This window comes from Rhodococcus sp. PSi06, from assembly GCF_054960675.1.
Genome location: NZ_JBHNYO010000002.1, coordinates 187,199 through 204,472, shown reverse-complemented (window position 1 = coordinate 204,472; position 17,274 = coordinate 187,199). Strand labels below are relative to the sequence as shown.

The window sequence follows — 17,274 nt, the reverse complement described above, 5'->3', positions numbered from 1 at the left end:
CGCCTGTCAGAGGTACGGATCCGCCCAGGCACTGATGATCCGACCGGCACGAGCGGCTTGATTCTTGCCGGTGAGAAGGTGATTGGCCCCCTCGAGCGACACGAAGCTCCTGGGGTGGCGGGCGGCTTGGAAGATCTCGCTGGCGTTGTCGATCCCCACCGTGTTGTCCGTGGGGGAGTGCATGACGAGTAGCGGTCTCCGCAGGGTGGTGATGCGCTCGCGCAGGTCTGCCTTGCGGACGTCGTCGACGAACTGTCGTTTCAGGGTCAACGCTTTGCCGCCGGCGTGGAACGGCGCTTCGCCCTCCTCCTGGATCCGGTGAATGAGTGCGTCGTAGTTGTGCTCCACGTGCGCGGGCTGAAACGGGGCGGCGACGATGGCGACCGCTTCGACCGTCGGACAGTCGTGTGCCGCAGCAATGGCCGCCGAGCCGCCGAAGGAATGGCCGACGAGCAGCTTCACCGTGCGACCGGTCGCGTTCATGAACTCGACGGCCTTGACGGTGTCGTGCACCTTGTTCGAGAACGAGCCGTCGCCCCAATCGCCCTCGGAGTGGCCCAGACCGAGGTTGTCGAAGCGAAGCATCCCGATTCCGTCGGCCGCGAGCTGTTTGCACATTCGATTGGCCGCGGGGCAGTCCTTGCCGAGGGTGAAACCGTGCGCGAACACGCCCCACCCTCGTGCCTCACCCTCTGGAACATCGACCACGCCTGCCAAGGTGGGTCCGGTAGCGCTGGTGAACGTGACCTGTTCCGACATACCGGTCATCTTATGATCGACGACTGCAGCGCGGACGATCAGGCACGGTCGGGGGTGCGTACGACCACCGACGTGGTCATCGAGGTCACCGAGTTGCGCCGAGCCGGGTCAACCGAGTTGCCGTAGCTGTATCGCGGTGTCGAGCGCCAGTCGATGCCATGCCGAACGCGGATCGCGTCCGGTCAGTTCCTCGGCCCGACGCAATCGGTAGCGCAGAGTCTGCGGATGCACCCGAATCCGGGCGGCTGCAGCCGTTGCCGTGCCGGTGGCGATGAAGGCCGAAAGACCCTGCAGGACGTGTTCGTTCGCGGGTTCGGTCAGGGGACCGAGCACCGTACGTACCACCTCGCTCGTGTCGGCGGTAGGCCGTGCGGTCAACAGCGCCAGTAGCTGACCGTCACCCTGATCGAGCAGTGTTCGGTTGTCGAAGGCGTGCTCCGGGGCGGTGTCCAATGCCTCCGAAGCGAGTCGCCACGAACTGCTGATGCCGGCAACGGTCGATTTCTCCACGAGGCATCCACGCAGCCGCAGATCTCGACACGCGAGGTCGGCATCGGCGCGGCCGATAGAGGGCGGCAACAACGCGATCGCTCGATGTTCGCGACGAGTACACAGATAATTGCGCTGCAACGACGTCGCAGATCGGTCCGGCGGCACGAGTCCCAAAGCGAGAACGAGGGATTCGACGGTGTCGTCGGACATCGGTCGGGCCGGATCGGTCGAGTGCACGACCAGCAGATTCGGGTGCGCGGCCAGCGTCACGTCCAGTTCCCGAGTGCGGTCCGACACCGTCCCCGGCGAGTTGTGTCTGGCGGCCAACAGGTCGTCGAGCAAGGCAGCGTGCGCCTGCGCACGGTTCGATGTGAGTTGTTCTCGCGCAACGACGTACGCGCCGATGATCTCCTCGGAGATGGCGTCGATGGCGTCGAGCACACCGAGTCCGAGTTCTGCGATGTCCGGTGGTTCGAGGACACCGAGGTATTCGGTTGTCACGTGCCGAACGAACACGCTCGACGCAACTCGATACGCCCGCAACACGTCGGCCAACGGGCGCCCGTCTGCGGCGCGCGCGGCACCGATCGCGCGGAATCTGCTGTGATCGCGGTCGTCGATCGAGCGATCGCCGTGCGCCCACAGCGCCATCAAGCGCCTCAGCGACCAATACGCGATGGCTTCGACGTCGGCCAACTGTGCACCCTGCAGGGATCGGTAGACCGGGATCGCGTCACGAATCGCGTCCACGGCCGACGCGACGACGGGCACCAGTTCCGATTCGATCCTCTCGACCACGGCGACCCGCGCTGGGTACATGGGGCTACTCCCTACCTTTGTCATCCACTGACAAATCCTATAGTCAATCGAGACGTTTTCCTTGAGTTCCGACGCGGACGACCCGCACAGTCGAGAGAGACAGCGGGGCCGAGCGGAAGAGTGGGGCAATGGACGCAGACGTGATCGTGGTGGGTGCAGGTTTGGCCGGACTGGTGGCAACCGCCGAATTGGCAGACGTCGGAAAGCGTGTGCTCCTCCTCGACCAGGAACCCGAGCAGAACCTGGGTGGTCAGGCGTTCTGGTCACTGGGCGGACTGTTCATGGTCGACACCCCGGAACAACGACGCATGGGTATCAAGGATTCGGCAGAACTGGCCTGGCAGGACTGGCTCGGCACCGCGACCTTCGATCGGGGCATCGACGATCCCGCCGGCGAGGACTACTGGGGACACCAGTGGGCACGCGCCTACCTCGATTTCGCGGCGGGGGAGAAGAGGTCCTGGCTACACGCCCAGGGCGTACGGTGGGTTCCAATCGTCGGCTGGGCCGAACGCGGCGGATACCTCGCCGACGGCCACGGCAATTCGGTTCCGCGCTTCCACCTGACGTGGGGCACCGGGCCGGGCGTCGTCGCACCGTTCGAGCGTCGTGTCCGCGAGGCCGCCGACAAAGGACTGGTGCGCTTCGGTTTCCGTCATCGCGTCGACGAGTTCGTAATCCGAGCAGGGGTGGTCGAGGGAGTGCGCGGCGCAATTCTCGAACCCAGCGCAGCAGAGCGCGGCGCGGGCAGTAGTCGCGTCGAGGTGGGGGAGTTCGAGTTGCAGGCAGGCGCAGTGCTCGTCACTGCGGGTGGCATCGGAGCCAATCATGATCTGGTGCGGGAGAATTGGCCGGCCCGGCTGGGAACGCCTCCACAATCGCTGATTTCGGGGGTCCCGGAACATGTCGACGGCCGCATGCTCGGTCTCACCGAGAAGGTCGGCGGACGTCTGGTCAACAAGGACCGGATGTGGCACTACACCGAGGGCATCAAGAACTGGGACCCGATCTGGAAGAACCATGGAATCAGGATCATTCCAGGACCGTCGTCGATGTGGTTCGATGCGCGTGGTCGGCGCTTCCAGGCCCCCAATTTCCCGGGCTTCGACACCCTCGGAACGTTGAAAGCCATCCAGGACAGCGGGTTCGAGTACTCGTGGTTCGTCCTCACCCAGAAAATCATCGAGAAGGAATTCGCGTTGTCGGGATCGGAGCAGAATCCCGACATCACCGGCAAGAACCTCAAGCTCGTACTCGGCCGAGTCTTGCCAGGAGCGAGTGAACCGGTCGAGGCGTTCAAGAAGTACGGGGAAGATTTTGTCGTCGCCGATACCCTCGGCGAACTCGTGCAGGGAATGAACAGGGTCTCCGGTGAGGATCTGATCGACGTGGTCGACCTGCAACGGCAGATCGAGGCTCGCGACCGTGAGGTCGACAACCCGTTCACCAAGGACCTGCAGGTGTCCGCGATCCACAATTCTCGTCGTTCGCGCGGGGAGCGCATCGCGCGTACTGCGTCTCTGCACAAGATTCTCGATCCCAAATCGGGGCCGTTGATTGCAGTGCGATTGAACATCATCACCCGAAAGACGTTGGGTGGAATACAAACCGACCTTCAAGGCCGCGTCCTCGACGGCAACGGGCGCGCGATCGAGGGGCTGTGGGCGGCAGGCGAGATCGCCGGATTCGGCGGTGGTGGAGTGCACGGGTATCGCTCGCTGGAGGGAACGTTCCTGGGCGGATGCATTTTCGGGGGCCGCCAGGCCGGACGTGCGCTCGCGGCGCAGGCGTGACGGTGTTCCGACGCCTCGGTCGGCCCCCACTGCCGGGCCCATCGGAGATCGCCACCACCGCGTCGGCCACTCCTCGCTCGCCGGTGACGGTGTCCTTTCTCGGTGTCAGCACGGTCTTGTTCGACGACGGCGAATCCGCAATTCTCACCGATGGGTTCTTCTCGCGCCCCTCGTTGGCGAAAACCCTTGTGTTGCCTCTTCGCTCCGACATGCAACGCATCGACGCTGCCTTGCGCAGAGCAGGAATCACCTCGCTCGACGCTGTGCTGTGTGCCCATTCGCATTTCGATCACGCACTCGATTCAGCGGCGGTGGCTCGGATGACCGGGGCGGTTCTGGTCGGTGGTTCCTCGACCGGTTTCATCGGGCGGGGTTCGGACCTGCCCGACGACCGTATCGTCGTGGTGGAGAACGGTAGAACGACCGAGCATGGAAATTTCGCCGTCACCTTCGTCGAATCCGTGCACTCTCATCCGGATCGGGCGCACGGGGAGATCGAGCGACCACTGAGCCAGCCCGCACGAGTGCGCGAATATCGGTGCGGCGAGGCGTGGTCGATGCTGATAGAACACATGCCCAGTGGCCGGACCGCACTCGTCCACAGCAGCGCAGGTTTTCGGGTCGGCATGCTCGACGGAAGCCACGCCGACGTGGCCTATCTGTCGATAGGCCAACTCGGCCGGCAATCGCGCGCGTTCATCGAGCAGTACTGGCGCGAGACGGTCTCGGTGGTCAGAGCCCGACGGGTGGTTCTGACGCACTGGGACAACTTCTTTCGATCTCTGCACAAGCCCCTGCATGCACTCCCGTACGCCTTCGACGATATGACTACCTCGATCGCCGTGCTGAACGACTGTGCGCGACGAGACGGAATTGTCCTCGAGCTACCGACGCTGTGGCGACGCGGCGACCCGTGGGCCCGAGGGGCGCGTCAGCCCGTCTGATCCTCGATCGAATCGACGATCAACCGCGCACACAGAGCCGGGTCGTCGATCATCGGAACATGGCCGACGCCCGGTGCGGTGACGAACCGGGCCCGAGGCAGGCGCTGTCGGGCAATGGGGACGAACTCGGCCGGCGGAAAGATGCGATCGTGAGCCGCCCACGAGACAGTGATCGGGCAGGGCAGCTCGAGCAGTGGGTCCATGCTTTCACGGGTGTTCAGTAGTTCGTACGCTGCGTCGCACCCGACGAGATCTTGGAACGATCGAACGGCCTGCTGCGGCGTCATGCGGTCTCCGTGAACTGCGATGTCGCGCATTGTAATTCGGCGAGCAAGCCCGAATTTCATCAGCGCTGGGGCGAGGTGACGAGTCGCGTCGGCCAACCTCTTGGTACGGATCAAGGTGGCTCGACTGGCGCCCGGCTTTTCGTCCTTCTCCCACAGTCCTGCAGGTGAGAATGCACAGACCGAACGCGCGCGTCCCCGTCTCGCCAGCTCGACGGACATCCATCCGCCCATCGAATTTCCGGCAATGTGTACTGCATCGAGGCCGCGCGAGTCCAGTTCGCGTTCTGCAGCATCGGTAACGGCGCCGATTGTGGCTGCGCCGGCGAGTGTCGGGCCGCCACGGTGACCGGCCGCGGTGGGAGCAATGACGTCGAACCGTTCGGCGAGCAACGGTACGACGTCGTCCCACGCAGCTCCCGACATGGTGACGCCATGCAGCAACATCAAGGCCGGCTTTGTCCTCATCGGCTGAACTCTGCCAGGCGAGTAGACACTTGCTCCGGTAAACCGTTGTTCTGCTTCTGCGCCGCCGTCAGAACGTCCAGATGGTTGTATCCGTGCAGCGTGATCGGAACGTCTTTCGGGCTGTCCGACGCACCCAGATCCAGACCACCGTCGCCTTGCAGAGTCAGCACGGGGTTGCGGCCCACGCCGTCGCGGTGGAGGTAGTGGGCGGCAATCGACGGCGAGGTCGGTTGCCCCAGATCGGTGGTGATGGCCGTCGGGAAGTACCACTCGGTGAAGTCGAGGGGTGGTTCGCTCAGGCTCCGCGCGATCTGCGAGATGGAGGTGACTTCCTTCGAAGGATCGGTGTAGTCGTTCGGGGTCATCTCGTCGTAGTCCTGCCAGGTGTAGACGACGGACGGATCTCCATAGCTCGTCGGTGCCGCCTTGCGGTCGCTGCCGAAGAGCTGGCCGAGGAGCGGAATCGTGGCGATCACTTGGTTGGGTATCGGGAAGTACTTGTCCTGAACGGGGCCGCCGCCGATGAAGCCGACGCTCGTCTGCAGAAACCCGAGTGGCTGGGAATTGTCGTCGAGCAGAGCGCCGACAACTGCGTCGTTGGTCGCGTACAACGTCCGGACGTCGGGTAAACCGGTGGCGGCCATCAGCGGGTCCTTCGACAGCAAGGTTCGTAGTGTCGCGTCGAAATTGAGGCTGTGCGGAAGTCGGTCCACGATGTCGTTGATTCCGGTCGGGTTCAATCGAGCGGCAAGCCCCGCTATCGCCAGGAGATTCGTGGTTTCCGGATTGATGACGGCCGGGAGCCGCGTCACGGGATACACGTCTGTCAGCGCGCCCGACGCAGCCTCGAGTGGGGCGGCGAGTGCGGGCGGAATTTCGGGAATCTCGAAGTTCCTGATGGGATTAGGTGGACCGGCCTTGATCACGGTGTCCAGGGCGAAATACCCTGAGCACTGGTTGTATCCGATGTCGTCGGTGGTCGCCGGGTTGCCGTCGAAATCCCAGTTCGCGAAGTAGCCGGTCAGAAACCCGCCCAGTGAATGTCCGCCGCAGAGCACCTTCTGCTTGCGAACGGCCTGATCGGGAAACTCGAGACGAAGCACGTCGTACTGGTCGCGCATGGTCTGCACCAGTCCTTGGTCTTTCAACCATGCGGTGCCGGCGCCGTCTGCGTATCCGGCGAAGGTGCGGCCGTCGGCGGTGCCCCCTCCGAAGTAGTAGTCGGTGGCGACGTCGAGGTCGTTCGCGGCGAGTGCGGCCTGCGTTCCGGTGTGATCCTCCAGGCAGTTCGAGCGACGGTCGAGAGCCCAGAACTCGATGTGTCTGCCCTCGGCGTCGGCTGCGGCGACGGTGTTGCGGGCAACCGACTCGAACGCACCCGCGCCCTCGAATATCCCGGGTTGCGCCACCAGCACTCGGTCGGCGTCTGCGGAATCCGCGGGACCGTCCGCAGCGCGGTATCGCAGATAAGAGAGTCGATCGCATTCCGCCGGGTGTGGGCCGAAGTCGGCTGGGAGCGGTGCGTCCAGACCGACGACCGTCGCCACGACACCGGTGACGGGTGACGAAGACTCGATTCTCCGTTCGGTGCGGCCCGTCATCGACTCGGCAGCGACTGATGGCGGAACCGCCACAGCAACCGATACCAACAGTGCAGCACACACGGTTGGACCTACGAACGAGCGCAGCACATATTCCGCAAGATTTGTCATGGCCCCCACCATCGGAACGAGATCGACGTGCGTCTGGGAACCTAGCATCGAACCGTGCGATGGGGGCGCTATCGGTCACAGGTCGTCGAGGGTGACCAGGCCGTCCTGCAGTGCTCTCGCCACCAGCGACGCTTTGGTGGGCGCGGTACGACCGACCCCGGCATACTTCGCGCGAATACGGGACAGATGAGTGTTGACCGTACCCAGCGCGATATGCAGGACCGCGCACACTTCTTGTTTTGAGTCGCAACGCAACCAGGCACCCAGGACCGCGATTTCGCGCGTAGTCAAACCCGGATCAGCGAACTCGGCCGGCACCCGAGGCCTCTCGGTGCCGGGGTTTGCGGTGGTTCGGGAGCGAACCGTCGACGCGCTTCGACGAGGCGCAAATCGCTGTGACGGGTGCATCGGCGCACCGGACGCATTGTCGAGCGTCGTGGTGGTCGCACCTGTGTTCGTGTTCCGCATGGCATCCGACCCCCGTTGTCGTCTTGGGTGTTTCGCTCATCCGACCACGCCGCAAAATATGACACAACACCATTGTATTCGAGGATCGACCGCTAATTGGATATTGATGTCCAACATGTTTGATGAAGTTATAAAGTTCTGCCTGACATGCATATTGCTATAGTCGTCAATCCATCAGATCGAACATTCGTAGGCGGCTGTCGTTGAGCTCGAAATCCACACCACGTGAAGAACTGATCGGGGCGGGTTTGCGCTTGCTGGCCGATCTCGATATGTCGGTGCTGGCAAAATCGTTGTCGATTGCCGCGATCGTGGACGAGGCAGGACTGTCGCATCAGACCTTTCACAACGTGTATCCCGGCTCCTCTCGTGCCGAGGAACGCGGCGGCAAGGAAGCGTTCGTGGAGGATCTACTCGCACATGTGTCGTTGCAGTACTCGCCGCTCGACGAGCCCGGCGAGCAGTCTTCCTCCGAGCTCGCGGACTATTTCGAGCACCTGACTTCAGGGTTGATGCGGAGAAGAATGATCGGTGGCATGATCGCCTCCGATCATGCCGGGGCGCGATCGTCGCTGGCACCGGATTTCGATGCCATGGATCGCGCCGCGGAGCGCGCGGTTCGGAACAAGCTTCGAGCTCGCGGCGGTTCGGTGAAAAGGCCGCTGACGGTGGCCGACCTGTCCACTGTGTTCGTTGCCTTGCTCGACGGCCTCGCCTTTCGGGAAACTGTCAGCCCGGGAACTATCTCCCCGGCACGGGTGTCCGAGGTCGTCGACTCGCTGCTGGACTGGGCGATCGACCCGGTGCATTCGGATCGATGGCAGGGTGCCGTGCAGCAGGTCGATGCTCCCCGATCGCTCGACACTGTCGATCCTGCACACGATGACATCGAATCAGATGTCATTGCGGCTGCCGAGACGTTGTTCTCGGAACATGCATATTTCTCGGTCACTCTCGCAGACATCGCGTCGGCCTCCTCCCTGACCGTCACCGATCTCAAACGCCTCTTTCCGAGCAAGGTCGACATCATCGTCGCCGCACTCACCCCCGAGTTCGAGCGTGTTCTTCGGCTGGGCCGCGCCGACGCCCGGCTCGAAGTGGAACCCGTTGTTGCACTGAGGCGTTCGGTCAGTCGCTTGGCAGAGTTCGTGGCGCGTAACCGAGCCATGAGCTCGGGGATGTTGCTTGCGTTGAGTTTCGAGCAAATTCACGAGCCCGGTACCGTCACCACCATCAGGGAGCATCTCCCTGTGCCGTCAGCGCTCACTCCGATCATCGAAAGCGGGCAGCGCCGAGGTGATTTCGCTACCGATGCGTCTGCCCTCGAATTGGCTACGATGCTCGCCAACAACGTCGTGATCAGATCTCTGACACGATCGTCAGAATCCCCGGAGGAAGTCACCGCCAACGTACTCAGGGTGTTCCTGTCCGGAATGCTGTCTCGTTGAACTTTCGGAAAGCTACGCCTCGACCGCGCCGGTCTCGGGAATGGGGACGTCGAAGGCGAGCAGCGCCACGTCGTCCTGAAGTCCGTCGCCGAACGACGCCAGCAGGGCAGTGAGGTCGTCGACGATCTTCGGAGCTGTGGTGGGCCCCATCTCGGCGACGAAGGTCTCGAGGTTCCCGTTGTCGTCGAAGCGAGTTCGGCCCGGCCCCACAATGGCTTCGGTGAGGCCGTCGGTGTAGAAAGCCATGACGTCACCCGGTCGGAGTGTCACCGATGCCGACTCGAAGTGCGGCTCGGACAGGGCACCGACGAGCTGCCCGCCGGTCGTATCGACGAAATCGACTGCAGCGTTGTGGCTTACGCGTATCGCAGGTGGGTGCCCGCCGCTCGCGAGGTGCACCACCGCGCCGTTCGGTTGCGGAGTGATGGTGCCGAACACCACCGTGCAGAACCTCGGGTCGTCGCCGTGAAACTCGTGATGCAGAACGGTGTTGAGGTTCTCCAGCACCGCAATCGGGTTGCGGTCGAACACCGCCGCGGCCCGCAAGGTGTACCGGGTCAGGGACGTGACGGCGGCGGCGCCGGCACCCTTGCCGCTCACGTCACCGAGAAAGAAGCCCCACGTGTCTTTGTCGAGGGGAAACACATCGTAGAAATCACCACCGACTTCGTCGAGGGATGCGGGGTGATAGTGAGCTGCTACGTTCATGCCGGTGGGGGCAGAGAGGATCGGTGGCAGCAGAGTCCGCTGCAACGTCGACGCCAAGATCTGTACCTGAGTTCGTTCGGCCTCGGCCAGTTTTCGGGCTTGCTCCGACTCTCCCAACGCATCCTGGGATCGATCGAGGGCTGCTTCGGCATCGTCCTGAGCTGCCTCGGCATTCATACGGGCGTCGACCAGATCCTGTTCGCGAACGCGGCGTTCGGTCTCGTTGTGCAGTGTCATCGTGACGGTCATCGCGCCCGACTCCGAGCGAAGCCTGTTGGCCAACACGGACACCGCGGTGGACGATGCTCGCCCCGGCGCGCCGGTCAGATGCGCAGCAGTCCCGATCGGCACGTCCGACTCGGACGTGGACGCCGCGTCGAGCAGGCCGGCCAGCACCGGCGCGAACTCGGTGCCGAAGAGATCTGCGACCGGGGTTCCTTCCAAGGATTCGCGACTGCGGGCCGTGATTCGAGAGGCGGCCACGTTCGCGTACAGAATTCTTCCGCTGGCGACGTCGACCGAGAACACTCCGCAGGGCGCAGAGGCGAGTAGTTCGGCAGCCGAAGCGGTCATGTTCACTCCTCCTGGTCAGGTCGCGCGATGGGACGATCCGATGTGGCCTGCCGCGGCGAGCGGATTGCTCCACACGACGGTCACCACCGTCCCGAGTCCGGGGCGGTGATCGACCGACAACTCGTCCGATACGGCGGCGGCCAGTTGCAGGCCATGGCTGCGAGTGGTCGTCGGTGTCGGGGGGTGCCACGTTCCGGTGTCGGAGACGGTCACGGTGAGCGTCTCGTGGTCGTATGCCGCGGTGATCGTCATCGTTCCGGTCTCGGGTGACGTGCGGTAAGCGTGTTCGACGACGTTGGCGAGGGCTTCGTAGACCCCGAGCACGATGTCGTCGACCAGAGCCCGGTTCACTCCTAGTTCGAGAACCCAGCGCTGCAACCGCCGTCGAAGCGTGCTTGCCGTCGTCGGCTCGGCCAGTGCTGTGTGGCTCCAACGCAGAGGAGCGGACGCCGAATTGCGTTCGGTCACGATCTTCGCTCCGGCCGGGGGTTGGATGTCATCGGTCGACCTCGCCGTTGCGGGCCGACGATTGCACGTGCGCTACCGCGTCCGGAACGGTGGTGAACGTGGCCATCACGCGATCGATTCCGCTGAGCTGCACCGGCCGAACGACGACCCCGTTCACTGCGACCAACGCCATGCGCGAGGCGTCCGGCAGTCGATCGCAGACTCGCACCAGCACGGTGATTGCGCTCGACGACAGAAAACTCACGTCGGTCAAGTCCACGACCAGGCCCCCGTCAGCGGTATCCGCTGCTGGGAACGCTGTGGCGGACAGTGCGGGGATAGTGTCGAGATCGAGTTCTCCTCGAACAGTGAGTACGGTCGTCGAGTCGTGCGCAGCCGACACGATCTCGAACGGCCCTCCGGTCGGCTCCTCTGACATGGTTCCGACGTTACCCGTTATCGAGAGCGATTCATGACCGAAAAGTGTCGATCAACAGCTCACCGGCACCGAGTACGTCGAGAACCATGCGCATCGATCGCGCAGGTGCGAAGACTGCGATCTTGCCGGGGTGTACGTATGTCGCGTCGATGATCGCGTTCGCGACACCGGAGTACATGAACGACGCCTCGGACAGGTCCACCACGACCTGTTCGCTGGTGGACGCCAGGCGGTCGAGGCTGTGGACGAATTCGGCCCGGGTGGACATGTCCAGTTCGCCGAACACGCGCAATGTGCTGTGACCACCGTGGTTGCGAACCGTCTCGAGTCGGAATACGCCTTCGTCGTCGCGAAGGGACCGTTCCATGGTTGCAGTGCTCGTCAACATGTCGTTACCTCTTCCCCGAAGCGCTCGAACCGATCGGTGTACCCGTACGGCGCGAGGCGCTGAGTTGTTGTGCTGTCAACTATGCCAGTGCCCGATTTCGGAAGGCGTCGCCGAATGTCTCGAACCGATAACGAAAGATCTCGGTTCGATAACGCCACTACCTGGCCAGTAATTCGATGAGCGAACTTGTGACTTTCTTCTTCATCCAGCCGCGTACTCCTCGCTGACCGAGTGCAGCCCGTGCCGCGTTGAGGCCTGCTGCCCCGTGCACCCCGCCGCCGGGATGTGCTGATGCAGAACCGAGAAACAAACCCTCGACCGGGGTCTCCGACCGTCCCAGCCCCGGCGTCGGCCGAAAAATCAACTGTTGCTGCAGCTGTGCTGTCCCTCCGTTCACCGCGCCCCCGTACAGATTGGGATCGGCTCCGTGCAGATCGCTCGGTCGCTGCACGACCCGGCCGACGATCGAATCCAGAAATCCCGGCGCATGAGCTTCGAGAACGCTGTCCACGCGGTCGGCGACGGTGTCGGCCGACGCATCGTCGACGACGCCTCTCGGTAGATGGGTGTAGGCCCACGCGCTCTCGGTACCTTCCGGCGATCTGGTCCGATCGGCCGTGGTCATCTGGCCGAACAGCATGAACGGGCTCTGTGGGAGATTTCCGGTGGTGAGGTCGGCTGCCCAGTGCACCAGGCCGTTGTCGTCGGCACCGAGGTGAACTGTGCCTGCATCCGCCAAAGACGGTGAGTTCCAGGGTATTCGACGATCGAGGGCGTAGTTGACCTTCACGACCGGGGTGTCCCACTCGAAAGTGCGAAGGTCGTCGTGCACTCGGCGCGGAACTGCGTCGAACGGAAGCAGTGAGCCGTACAGAGCCGGTGCCGACACATCGGCGACGATTGCCCTACGGGCGCGGAACGTGTCTCCGGCCGCCGTGTGCACCGCACGCGCGCGACCGCCGCGAACGTCGATCGACTCGACCAGCTGTCCGCATTCGAGCGCGGCACCCGATGCGGCCCCTCGGCGAATCAGAGCCCCCGTCAGCGCCGATGAGCCACCGACAGGGGCGGGGTAGCCGACGTCCTGCGCGAGCATCGTGAGCAGGTAGCCCATCATTCCGCTGACCGGGGCATCGGTGGGCACGTCGCCATGCATTGCATTTCCCAGCAGCAAGCAACGCGCAGCCTCGCTGTGAAACAGCTCGTGCGCCATCACCCGGGCGGGAAGGGCCGCGAAACGCACGAAACGCAGAGTTTCGGACGGTCCGAGGGCGCGGGCCAACCGAGCTGCGGGTGCCACGGGCGGGAACGGTCCGAACAGGGAACCGAGGAGCGGCCCCCGAACGAGTTCCCATTGCTCGAAGAGCCGCAGCCAGGTATCGCCGTCGCGCGCGTCGTGCTCGGCCAGCATTGCGGCCGTGGTCTCGACGTCATGATGGACCACTGGCGCGCCGGTGTCCTGCGGAGATAGTGCGTGGCCGTACACCGCAGGGGAGTGCGACCATTGCAACCCGTGTCGTTCGAGCTCGAGTGCGGTCATGGCCGGCGATGCAAGCGCCATCGGATAGAAGGCGCTGAAGAGATCACTGGTGAAACCCGGAATTAGCTCGGCGCTGCGCAAAGCACCGCCTGGGTGCTCGGCAGCCTCGAGGACCACGACGTCCCAGCCCGCGTCGGCCATCGCCGCAGCAGCCACCAATCCGTTGTGACCGCTGCCGATGACGATTGCGTCGACTTCGGTGGTGGTCATGGGGAGGTGCTCCTCTGTTCGATGTTCCTGCTGCTGTGAACCCTACCGACGAAGTACGACGCGACGCCTACCGCGACTTCGGTGCTCACGAAGACGATGGCACCGAGCACGTCGCCGAGAACGAACGAGAACATTTTCCCGAGACTGCTTGTCGCAGTGGAGTGTTGCTCACGGTGAGGTGGACCGCTCGGCCAGGAGTGCAAGCCTGCGCAACGCCTCGGCGTTGCGTGGATGCGCCAGAAGATGTTGGATGCGGTCCGGCACCAGGTCGAACGGTGCTGTGATCGCATGTTCGATGATCTCGATACGGCAGCCGGTTGCGGTGGGGTGCAACCGCACAACGATCGACGCCTTTCCGAACGGCAGTGCACGCGCCTCGAGTCGGAGTTCACGCCCGACGTGCATTCCCACCGATCGGGTCACGTCACTGAGTACCGCGGGCCACGCACCGACCGAATGATGGATCGAGCTTCCTGCAGCGGGCCAATTGCCGTCGACGGCTCTTATTCGGGAAGCGCCGACAACCCATGTCGCATAGCTCCATCCGTTTGCGAGAACGTCCCAAACGTCGTCGCAGCTGGCTGTCGTGTTCCGCTGGGTTGGCACGGTTCGGCCTCCGAACTCTCGTGGTGTCCGCTGCTCCTGGGCTCGAAGTCGATGTAGTGCGCGTCATGGGGTCGCGGGGAAACGACCCGAATCATTCATATGCCCCGAAACTGCCGGACCCAATCGGATGTCGACCACCTGATTCGCGGTCGACCCCGGATTGTCATACTGAGTGCATGTCGACAATCGCGTATGTCATTGCAGGCTCGGAAGCCACCGGCGGAGCCGGTCTGCAGGCAGACCTCAAGACATTCGAGCGGCTCGGGGTGTACGGCGTCGGAACGATCACGTGCATCGTGTCGTTCGACCCGAAGTCCGGCTGGGGTCACCGGTTCGTCCCCATCGACAGTTCGGTCATCGCCGATCAGATCGAAGTCGCCACTGCCGCACACGATCTCGATGTCGTCAAGATCGGCATGCTCGGTACCCCCGGCACCGTGGACTCGGTTGCGAGCTCGTTGCGCCTGCAGCCGTGGCGGCACGTGGTGGTCGACCCCGTGTTGATCTGCAAAGGTCAGGAACCCGGTGCCGCGCTCGACACCGACAACGCCCTCCGGCGCGACATTCTCCCGCTGGCCACCGTGATCACCCCCAATCTTTTCGAGGCGCAGACGCTGTCTGGAATGGACGAGATCATCACCATCGACGACCTCGGCGAAGCCGCGAAGAGAATCGCCGACCTCGGACCGCAGTTCGTAGTGGTCAAGGGTGGTGCCGGGCTGCCCGGCGACGAAGCCGTCGACGTCGTCTACGACGGGTCGGATCTGACCGTGCTGCGCGCCCCTAAAGTGGGCGAAGAACGCGTGTCGGGTGCTGGCTGCGTGTTCGCAGCAGCCATCACCGCGGAGCTGGCCAAAGGCGCGGACGTGCTCGACGCCGTTGCGACGGCGAAGGACTTTGCGCACGCCGGCATCGTCGGCCGGCTCGCGAGCCGCGCTCCGTTCGCTGCCGTGAGCTGGCACGACTGACCGTCCGCCGACGCCAGGTTTACCTCCGGACTCGAGCGGGCAGCCGTCGTGGACGGTTTGTCTCGAATAGGGCAAACGGTCCGAATCCGGAGGGGATCCACATGGCAGAACAGAACTCGCGCGAAGCCGACGCCGGGGCGACCGACGACGATCGGACAACCCGCGGGCACGCGGGTGAGGCAATTGTCGACACTCGCAACTGGCCCGGCTACATCTGCATCGGAGTGGCATTGGTGAGCCTGGGTCTCACTCTGACCGCGGCAGGTTATGGATTCACCGGGTGGGTGTGGATCGGGGCAATTGCTGCACCGGTCCTTCTCGTGGCCGGGGTTGCCTTGGTCCTTTTGGAGCGTAAGCGTGTCAAGGCCCTGGAAGGCAAGTCGCTGACCGACCCGGCTGGACACTGATCGCAGTCCGAGCAGTCGGTACAACCGGTCGACGTGCCCGTCGACCGGCCTAGCGTAGGGATTGCTGGGACTTGCGTTCCTTCTTGCCCTGCGCCTTGTCGGCTCGCCGCTGCGCGAATCTGCCGGCTGATTTCAGGCCCCTGGACACGACGTTGTCCTTGCCCGTTCGCTTTTCTAGGCTCTGCCCCGCAAAAGCCAAGAGTCGAGCGAGGATGGGAAGCCCGATCGCCACGATGAGGTAACGGTACAGGTACTTGCGTGCCAGCAAGGGAAGCATCGAAAAGATCCTCTCGGGTGGGAGTCGGTCAGCGGACGGCGCGTCGTACCTTCAGTGCGGCGGTAGCAGTGAGAGTGATGACGGCACCCACGACGGCTGCGCCGAGCAGCGAAACGCCTTGGCCGAGATCGAAGTTCCAGCCCAGGAAGTCGATCGTGGTGTGCACGGTGTTCTGCAGTACGAAGATCACCAGTGCTGCGACGAGTACGAGCGTGATGAGCAGGGCGAGCTTCGAGGCGAATCCGCCGCGGCGCTTGGTGGTTTTGGTGTCGGTCGATGCGGTCATGAGGGGTTTCCGTTCTCGGGTGTGAAGGTGGATGAAGTGCAAGTGCCGCCGATCATCGAGATCGGCGGCACTCGATGGGGTGGGGGTTACTTGAAGGTGTCCTTGATGTTCTCGCCGACCTTCTTCACGCCTGCCGAACCCTGATCCTTCTTGCCCTCGGCCTCGAGGTCCTTGTTGTCGGTGGCGTCGCCGACAACTTCCTTCGCCTTGCCGATGGCGTCTTCTGCTGCGTTCTTGGCCTTGTCGATGAAGCTCATGGTGTTCGCCTTTCAGGTGGCTGTGAATGTTGGTAACGGATAGATAGTCGGTTTTCCCGACCGAAAGCAAACGCCGAGGAAGTGTGATCTACATCACCGATGCGACGCGGGTAATCAGGTGAGGGAGACCAGCTCGGTGATGTCGTCGTGCGGAAGCTCGCCGTCGACCACTGCGGTGACCACGGAACTGTTCAGCGTGATGGCACCCTTGTGGTTGTCCAGGAATGCTGTGTCGGCGGCATCGCGACCGACAGAGATGCGCACCAGTGTCGACCGAGGTGCGAGGCAGGTGGCGTCGACAACGCGCCATTGGCCGCCCACGAACGCCTCTGCCACAGCATGGAAGTCCATCGGATCGCAGCCGGGTGCGTACACCGCCACCAGGCGGGCCGGCACGTTGACCGCACGCAGCATGGCGACCACGAGGTGCGAATAGTCCCGGCAGACGCCCTGTCCGGCGAGCAGTGTGTCGACGGCACCGTCGATCGGATCACTGCTTCCCGGAACGTAACTCAGCCGAGCGCCGACCCACGCGGAAATTTTGGCCAGCAGTTCCTCGGAGTCCGCGTAGTCGCCGAATTCGGTGGCGGCGAATCCGTAGAACTTGTCGGCCTCGGCGTACCGACTCGGTCGCAGATAGAGCGACATGTCGTAATCGGTGACCGGAGCCGGAGCGGTGTTGCCCAGGATCGTGGCGTCGTACGAAACCTGAAGGTTGCCGACATCGGCCGGCATGACGTGGATCCTGTTGCCGTGCGGTCCGCTGACCTCCTTCGCCTCGATAGGGTTGCCGTCGAGAACGAAGGAGAGCGATTCGGTGACCGTCGTGCCCGGATGCGGGGCAATCGCGATCTGGAATTCGAGTGTGGTGGCGGCGGTGATGTCTACATCGAGGCGCGCGGATACGTCGCGTTTGAGCACGGGTACTCCTGGCAGGTGGTGTTGGCGTGTGAACTCGCTGCCAGCACCCGTATCCACCGA

21 protein-coding genes are annotated in these 17,274 nt (G+C 63.6%); 5 read left to right on the top strand and 16 right to left on the bottom strand.

The window, feature by feature from the left end; all coding sequences use genetic code 11:
* Positions 1–6: 6 nt before the first annotated feature.
* A complete protein-coding gene (locus ACFI9K_RS03380) occupies positions 7–759 on the bottom strand; it encodes an alpha/beta hydrolase family protein (RefSeq protein ID WP_462662234.1) in 753 nt (250 codons plus the stop codon).
* A gap of 108 nt (positions 760–867) precedes the next feature.
* Positions 868–2,070, bottom strand: coding sequence for a helix-turn-helix domain-containing protein (locus ACFI9K_RS03375; protein ID WP_462662233.1), 1,203 nt, complete (start codon positions 2,068–2,070; stop codon positions 868–870).
* Positions 2,071–2,198: 128 nt separating this feature from the next.
* On the opposite strand from ACFI9K_RS03375, the gene ACFI9K_RS03370 reads away from it, so the two are divergent.
* Both ACFI9K_RS03370 and ACFI9K_RS03365 read left to right on the top strand, forming a co-directional pair.
* On the top strand, positions 2,199–3,863 hold the full coding sequence (locus tag ACFI9K_RS03370) for an FAD-binding dehydrogenase (protein WP_462662232.1): 1,665 nt from the start codon (positions 2,199–2,201) through the stop codon (positions 3,861–3,863).
* A gap of 2 nt (positions 3,864–3,865) precedes the next feature.
* On the top strand, positions 3,866–4,807 hold the full coding sequence (locus ACFI9K_RS03365; RefSeq protein ID WP_462662452.1) for an MBL fold metallo-hydrolase: 942 nt from the start codon (positions 3,866–3,868) through the stop codon (positions 4,805–4,807).
* On the opposite strand, the gene ACFI9K_RS03360 is transcribed toward ACFI9K_RS03365, so the two are convergent.
* The 3 genes from ACFI9K_RS03360 to ACFI9K_RS03350 form a co-directional block, all read right to left on the bottom strand.
* On the bottom strand, positions 4,795–5,559 hold the full coding sequence (locus ACFI9K_RS03360; protein WP_462662231.1) for an alpha/beta fold hydrolase: 765 nt from the start codon (positions 5,557–5,559) through the stop codon (positions 4,795–4,797). The two genes, ACFI9K_RS03365 and ACFI9K_RS03360, sit on opposite strands and share 13 nt — an antisense overlap.
* The gene (locus ACFI9K_RS03355) at positions 5,556–7,271 is read right to left on the bottom strand and encodes a hypothetical protein (protein WP_462662230.1); all 1,716 of its coding nucleotides are present in this window, start codon (positions 7,269–7,271) and stop codon (positions 5,556–5,558) included. The genes ACFI9K_RS03360 and ACFI9K_RS03355 overlap by 4 nt, the downstream gene beginning before the upstream one ends.
* 75 nt (positions 7,272–7,346) lie before the next feature.
* Positions 7,347–7,562, bottom strand: a complete 216-nt coding sequence (locus tag ACFI9K_RS03350) for a LuxR C-terminal-related transcriptional regulator (RefSeq protein WP_462662229.1) — start codon at positions 7,560–7,562, stop codon at positions 7,347–7,349.
* Positions 7,563–7,942: 380 nt separating this feature from the next.
* On the opposite strand from ACFI9K_RS03350, the gene ACFI9K_RS03345 reads away from it, so the two are divergent.
* Positions 7,943–9,187, top strand: a complete 1,245-nt coding sequence (locus ACFI9K_RS03345; protein WP_462662228.1) for a TetR family transcriptional regulator C-terminal domain-containing protein — start codon at positions 7,943–7,945, stop codon at positions 9,185–9,187.
* 12 nt (positions 9,188–9,199) lie between these two features.
* On the opposite strand, the gene ACFI9K_RS03340 is transcribed toward ACFI9K_RS03345, so the two are convergent.
* From ACFI9K_RS03340 to ACFI9K_RS03310, 7 genes are all read right to left on the bottom strand, one after another.
* Positions 9,200–10,468, bottom strand: coding sequence for a PP2C family protein-serine/threonine phosphatase (locus tag ACFI9K_RS03340; RefSeq protein ID WP_462662227.1), 1,269 nt, complete (start codon positions 10,466–10,468; stop codon positions 9,200–9,202).
* Between the two features lie 15 nt (positions 10,469–10,483).
* Positions 10,484–10,936: an ATP-binding protein gene (locus ACFI9K_RS03335; protein ID WP_462662226.1), complete on the bottom strand. Its 453-nt coding sequence runs from the start codon at positions 10,934–10,936 to the stop codon at positions 10,484–10,486.
* Between the two features lie 28 nt (positions 10,937–10,964).
* Positions 10,965–11,354, bottom strand: a complete 390-nt coding sequence (locus tag ACFI9K_RS03330; RefSeq protein ID WP_462662225.1) for an STAS domain-containing protein — start codon at positions 11,352–11,354, stop codon at positions 10,965–10,967.
* Positions 11,355–11,385: 31 nt separating this feature from the next.
* The gene (locus ACFI9K_RS03325; protein ID WP_057476521.1) at positions 11,386–11,742 is read right to left on the bottom strand and encodes an STAS domain-containing protein; all 357 of its coding nucleotides are present in this window, start codon (positions 11,740–11,742) and stop codon (positions 11,386–11,388) included.
* A 157-nt stretch (positions 11,743–11,899) separates the two neighbouring features.
* Positions 11,900–13,492 carry a phytoene desaturase family protein gene (locus tag ACFI9K_RS03320; RefSeq protein ID WP_462662224.1) on the bottom strand — a complete coding sequence of 531 codons (1,593 nt, stop codon included), beginning with the start codon at positions 13,490–13,492 and terminating at the stop codon, positions 11,900–11,902.
* Entirely contained in the window at positions 13,489–13,626 is a 138-nt protein-coding gene (locus ACFI9K_RS03315) for a hypothetical protein (protein ID WP_462662223.1), read from the bottom strand. The genes ACFI9K_RS03320 and ACFI9K_RS03315 overlap by 4 nt, the downstream gene beginning before the upstream one ends.
* A 34-nt stretch (positions 13,627–13,660) precedes the next feature.
* Positions 13,661–14,098 carry an SRPBCC family protein gene (locus ACFI9K_RS03310; RefSeq protein WP_462662222.1) on the bottom strand — a complete coding sequence of 146 codons (438 nt, stop codon included), beginning with the start codon at positions 14,096–14,098 and terminating at the stop codon, positions 13,661–13,663.
* Positions 14,099–14,274: 176 nt separating this feature from the next.
* Between ACFI9K_RS03310 and thiD the strand changes: the two genes are divergently transcribed.
* A complete protein-coding gene (thiD, locus tag ACFI9K_RS03305; protein WP_462662221.1) occupies positions 14,275–15,066 on the top strand; it encodes a bifunctional hydroxymethylpyrimidine kinase/phosphomethylpyrimidine kinase in 792 nt (263 codons plus the stop codon).
* A 101-nt stretch (positions 15,067–15,167) separates the two neighbouring features.
* The gene (locus ACFI9K_RS03300) at positions 15,168–15,473 is read left to right on the top strand and encodes a hypothetical protein (protein WP_462662220.1); all 306 of its coding nucleotides are present in this window, start codon (positions 15,168–15,170) and stop codon (positions 15,471–15,473) included.
* Between the two features lie 49 nt (positions 15,474–15,522).
* On the opposite strand, the gene ACFI9K_RS03295 is transcribed toward ACFI9K_RS03300, so the two are convergent.
* The 4 genes from ACFI9K_RS03295 to ACFI9K_RS03280 form a co-directional block, all read right to left on the bottom strand.
* A complete protein-coding gene (locus ACFI9K_RS03295) occupies positions 15,523–15,750 on the bottom strand; it encodes a hypothetical protein (protein ID WP_462662219.1) in 228 nt (75 codons plus the stop codon).
* A 28-nt stretch (positions 15,751–15,778) separates the two neighbouring features.
* Positions 15,779–16,036 carry a lipopolysaccharide assembly protein LapA domain-containing protein gene (locus ACFI9K_RS03290; protein ID WP_462662218.1) on the bottom strand — a complete coding sequence of 86 codons (258 nt, stop codon included), beginning with the start codon at positions 16,034–16,036 and terminating at the stop codon, positions 15,779–15,781.
* Positions 16,037–16,122: 86 nt separating this feature from the next.
* Positions 16,123–16,293 (bottom strand): CsbD family protein, encoded by a 171-nt coding sequence (locus tag ACFI9K_RS03285; RefSeq protein WP_008718579.1) that lies wholly within the window; start codon positions 16,291–16,293, stop codon positions 16,123–16,125.
* 114 nt (positions 16,294–16,407) lie between these two features.
* On the bottom strand, positions 16,408–17,214 hold the full coding sequence (locus ACFI9K_RS03280; RefSeq protein ID WP_057476529.1) for a transglutaminase-like domain-containing protein: 807 nt from the start codon (positions 17,212–17,214) through the stop codon (positions 16,408–16,410).
* Positions 17,215–17,274: the final 60 nt, after the last annotated feature.

Excerpts from the sequence above, each read along its gene's own strand:
- ACFI9K_RS03380 (WP_462662234.1), bottom strand. The coding sequence starts at position 759 with ATGTCGGAACAGGTCACGTTCACCAGCGCTACCGGACCCACCTTGGCA.
- ACFI9K_RS03375 (WP_462662233.1), bottom strand. The coding sequence starts at position 2,070 with ATGTACCCAGCGCGGGTCGCCGTGGTCGAGAGGATCGAATCGGAACTG.
- ACFI9K_RS03370 (WP_462662232.1), top strand. The coding sequence starts at position 2,199 with ATGGACGCAGACGTGATCGTGGTGGGTGCAGGTTTGGCCGGACTGGTG.
- ACFI9K_RS03360 (WP_462662231.1), bottom strand. The coding sequence starts at position 5,559 with ATGAGGACAAAGCCGGCCTTGATGTTGCTGCATGGCGTCACCATGTCG.
- ACFI9K_RS03355 (WP_462662230.1), bottom strand. The coding sequence starts at position 7,271 with ATGACAAATCTTGCGGAATATGTGCTGCGCTCGTTCGTAGGTCCAACC.
- ACFI9K_RS03340 (WP_462662227.1), bottom strand. The coding sequence starts at position 10,468 with ATGACCGCTTCGGCTGCCGAACTACTCGCCTCTGCGCCCTGCGGAGTG.
- ACFI9K_RS03330 (WP_462662225.1), bottom strand. The coding sequence starts at position 11,354 with ATGTCAGAGGAGCCGACCGGAGGGCCGTTCGAGATCGTGTCGGCTGCG.
- ACFI9K_RS03325 (WP_057476521.1), bottom strand. The coding sequence starts at position 11,742 with ATGTTGACGAGCACTGCAACCATGGAACGGTCCCTTCGCGACGACGAA.
- ACFI9K_RS03320 (WP_462662224.1), bottom strand. The coding sequence starts at position 13,492 with ATGACCACCACCGAAGTCGACGCAATCGTCATCGGCAGCGGTCACAAC.
- ACFI9K_RS03315 (WP_462662223.1), bottom strand. The coding sequence starts at position 13,626 with ATGTTCTCGTTCGTTCTCGGCGACGTGCTCGGTGCCATCGTCTTCGTG.
- thiD (WP_462662221.1), top strand. The coding sequence starts at position 14,275 with ATGTCGACAATCGCGTATGTCATTGCAGGCTCGGAAGCCACCGGCGGA.
- ACFI9K_RS03300 (WP_462662220.1), top strand. The coding sequence starts at position 15,168 with ATGGCAGAACAGAACTCGCGCGAAGCCGACGCCGGGGCGACCGACGAC.
- ACFI9K_RS03295 (WP_462662219.1), bottom strand. The coding sequence starts at position 15,750 with ATGCTTCCCTTGCTGGCACGCAAGTACCTGTACCGTTACCTCATCGTG.
- ACFI9K_RS03290 (WP_462662218.1), bottom strand. The coding sequence starts at position 16,036 with ATGACCGCATCGACCGACACCAAAACCACCAAGCGCCGCGGCGGATTC.
- ACFI9K_RS03285 (WP_008718579.1), bottom strand. The coding sequence starts at position 16,293 with ATGAGCTTCATCGACAAGGCCAAGAACGCAGCAGAAGACGCCATCGGC.